At 32.7% G+C, this 3,530-nt stretch carries 2 protein-coding genes, 1 tRNA gene and 2 pseudogenes; 1 reads left to right on the top strand and 4 read right to left on the bottom strand.

Annotation, left to right across the window (positions count from 1 at the left end; translation table 11 throughout):
* Nucleotides 1-299: pseudogene (locus ACH2BP_RS10005) on the top strand (hypothetical protein); the annotation flags it as partial.
* Here the strand turns inward: ACH2BP_RS10005 and ACH2BP_RS10000 are convergent.
* The 4 genes and pseudogenes from ACH2BP_RS10000 to ACH2BP_RS09985 form a co-directional block, all read right to left on the bottom strand.
* Nucleotides 294-1,025, bottom strand: coding sequence for a porin family protein (locus tag ACH2BP_RS10000; RefSeq protein ID WP_395059462.1), 732 nt, complete (start codon nt 1,023-1,025; stop codon nt 294-296). The pseudogene ACH2BP_RS10005 and the gene ACH2BP_RS10000 overlap by 6 nt on opposite strands.
* Before the next feature lie 891 nt (nt 1,026-1,916).
* Nucleotides 1,917-2,003: transfer RNA gene (locus ACH2BP_RS09995), tRNA-Ser, on the bottom strand.
* Nucleotides 2,004-2,062: 59 nt separating this feature from the next.
* Nucleotides 2,063-3,091, bottom strand: a complete 1,029-nt coding sequence (locus tag ACH2BP_RS09990; RefSeq protein ID WP_395059464.1) for an asparaginase — start codon at nt 3,089-3,091, stop codon at nt 2,063-2,065.
* Nucleotides 3,081-3,530: pseudogene (locus tag ACH2BP_RS09985) on the bottom strand (1-acyl-sn-glycerol-3-phosphate acyltransferase); the annotation flags it as partial. The pseudogene ACH2BP_RS09985 and the gene ACH2BP_RS09990, both read right to left, overlap by 11 nt.

Below are 3,530 nucleotides of genomic sequence, written 5' to 3'. Positions count from 1 at the left end.
AATTGCATTTTTTCTTTTTGGGAGCGTTGCTCAGTACTATTTTGGCTCTTTTATCATTATTTGGCAATATAAAAGCAAGCCTACATATGATGGCAATAAGCGCACTGACCGTATTTGTAATTGCAATAAGCCTTCATTTTCAATTTCAGAATACTTTTATCATTGCATTTTTAATACTCGCAAATGGCCTTGTTGCCTCTTCTCGTATAGAAATGAACGCACATACTAACAAAGAATTAATTATAGGGTTTGTTTTAGGAAGTATTCCGCAGCTGCTTTTATTATTTTTATGGCTATAATATATAAAAGATTATTCCAATATTTAAGGACTTCATAGCGATGGGTTCCCCATCAATTTTAGCTGATTTGAATAAAGAATTCAAGCCATAATAGGCATATACATTTATTGTATTATAACCCGTTGAAATATACGCTCCATAAAGAAGCTTATTAAAATCCTTATTATTAGTTACAATTATTTTTCCTTGTGCATCTTCAAAAATGGATCTGTCAAGAATTAAATAACTCAATTTGAATCCGCCGTAAATCCTCCAAAACTTATGGCTTTCATAAGTCGATGTTCTCCACCTAAATTCAAGAGGCACCTCAACTAAAAGTTGTGAAAATTTATTTTTATTAAAACTGGTATCTGCATCAATAATCGAATAAGATGGCGCTTGATCTGATTTATAAACCGCCAGATTCTGATTATAATTATTATACGACAGCCCAATTCCAGCAGCTACTGCATGCGTTCTATTTTTGCTTATGGGCATATCCCTTAAAAACCCAAGTGAAAATCCAGTAGACAATTTGCTTTGAGACAAACCGTCGGGTTTATTTGTTAAGGTATTATATGTAAATCCAAAATAGAATTGATCCTCCCTGTACAACGAATCGATTTTTACTTTTGAAGCACCTTCTAAAGTTGTTATTTCTTGGGGAAAAACATTGAAAACATTTAAAAGAATAAAACAACTTACAAATAATATTGCGTTGTTATTTTTGTTTAATGATTGCTTCATGTGAGTCTTAAAATATATTTTCCGATTAAACTATTGTTTATCGTTGCACAAATATAAGATTTTGCCACGTAGCCGAAGCGTATTGCTGTGAAAAAACGCAGTACTGAATTTCATTAAACTCTTTAAAATTCTGACTTATAATCAAATTAAAAAGTTATAAAAAAAAACATCAACATTAAAGCAATCATTGACAAGCTTGCGGTAGTAAAAAGAAATGCACCCATATACAAAAACACCCCTTCTTTTTTATTTTCTGTTTCCATCTGTTAAGTTTTTTAAATTTCTAAATTTCAACCTTTTTTTAATAATCTTTCAAATACTCCGTTTTTTTGGGTTCTTCACTTAAATTATTTAAAGAATGATCCAAATAATAATTTCGCTACAGTATGATTTTTAATCCTTACTTAAAATTACAAAACTGACGTTTATCCTACAAATATAATCGATAAAATACATAAATATTTATTTTTGATAATTATTATCTTACATAACTTATGCATTCTGTTGTGTTTTTAATACAACCAAAATCGTTTTATATAATATGTTTAGTCAAAACTAGCGCCACGACAAAAAATATGTAATTATGAATAAATTAGTATTGCTCTAAAACAAAAATCAAGAAGGCTAAAGACAGCCACAGGTCCAATAACTTTTACTTATCAGTGATGGGTTTCTGAAAAGAGAATAGAATCAACTCATCCTAGGCAAACATGCTGCGAACGCTTGAACTAGGTTAATTTCGGGCAACCCTAGAAAGGGCGTTATACAAAGAAAATACTGTTTGGAATTTCACACCTGACCTTTTTTGCCTTATACACTCAGACAAACAAAAAAGTTTGTACCGCTATAAAACAAAAAATGCTCCCCTTTCAGGAAGCATTAATTTCTCAGCAGAGAGGATGGGATTCGAACCCACGATGCAGTTACCCACATACTAGCTTTCCAGGCTAGCTCCTTCAACCACTCGGACACCTCTCTATTTATTTGGTCTGCAAAGAACACGAAAAAAAATGAGTTAGAAAAGTAAAATCTAATTATTATACCATTTCTCCTCGTAAAGATGTTTCGAAAATCTTTTTGAAATCATTCGACGCAATTTTTTGCCCCAGTAAATACATTAATTTCGTGATTGCTGCTTCGGTGGTGATGTCTTTTCCAGAAATAACACCAATTTCTTTCATAGAAGTACTCGTTTCATATTGACCCATACTCACACTTCCGGCAGAACACTGTGTCACATTAATGACATGCAGGCCTTTATTAATGGCTTTTTTCAAAAGGTTGATAAACCAATCTTCTGTAGGAGCGTTTCCAGCTCCATAAGTCTCTAAAATGACTCCTTTAAGATTCGGAATATCAAAAATGGCAGCCAAAACAACTTCGCTAATTCCTGGAAACATTTTAATAATAGCCACATTGTTATCTAACGTCTTATACACTTTCAAATGTAAATCAGTTTTTAAAGGCAAAAACAATTCTGAATTCAGTGTTAGATGCACGCCAGATTCTACTAAATGAGGGTAATTTGGCGATGTGAATGCGTTGAAATGTTCCGCATTTATTTTTGTGGTTCTATTACCTCTGTATAATTTATATTCAAAATAAAGACCTACTTCACTAATGACTGGCTTTCCATTTTCACGCAGTGAAGCAATTTGAATAGCAGTTATCAGATTCTCTTTTGCATCAGTACGCAAATCTCCAATAGGCAATTGGGATCCGGTAAAAATGACTGGTTTAGATAAATTTTCGAGCATAAAACTTAAAGCAGATGCTGAATAAGACATCGTATCTGAACCATGAAGCACAACAAACCCATCAAAAGAGCTGTAATTATCGGCAATAATTGTTGCTATTTGACCCCATTTTTCAGGGTTCATATTAGACGAATCAATAGGATTCTCAAAAGAAATAGTTTCTATCTCGCAATCCAATTGTTTCAATTCCGGTATTCTTTGCAATAGTTTACTGAAATTAAAAGCTCTAAGAGCACCGGTCTCAAAATCTTTTTTCATACCAATAGTCCCACCGGTATAAATCAAAAGTATTTTAGATTTAGACAACATCATGATATTTTAATGTATTCACAACTGGATTAGCATACATTGCAAGAAAACCTTCCAAAGCAACTGGATTATCATGATCAATTCTCATTTCTAATCGGCGCTCAAAAAGTAATTTCTCGCTCTCCGTATATAAGTGCGCGTAGGTATTGGATTTATTTACAATATCGTAAGCGATGAAATTCGTAGGCCATAATTTATAATTACTCAATATTGCATCGTCTATAACCTGCGCCAAAGCTTGTATTTGCTTGTTTGCGTTGTCATTTTCTGCTGTGATTTTATCAATTTCAGTATCTAAAATTTTACCAACATGAATGTGGATTCTTTTCTTTTGTCCCAATGCACCACTAAGGATGGTCATGAAATCCTCATTTTTTTCCTTAATATAAATTTCGTTATTGGCTTCTGCCATCAATTGAGGCATTTTCAAAGCATCAGT

Origin of the sequence: Flavobacterium sp., from assembly GCF_043756175.1 — a bacterium.
In the GTDB taxonomy this organism is placed as follows: domain Bacteria; phylum Bacteroidota; class Bacteroidia; order Flavobacteriales; family Flavobacteriaceae; genus Flavobacterium.
The sequence above is the reverse complement of the archived record's forward strand: the minus strand, read 5'-3'. Positions and strand labels throughout refer to the sequence as shown.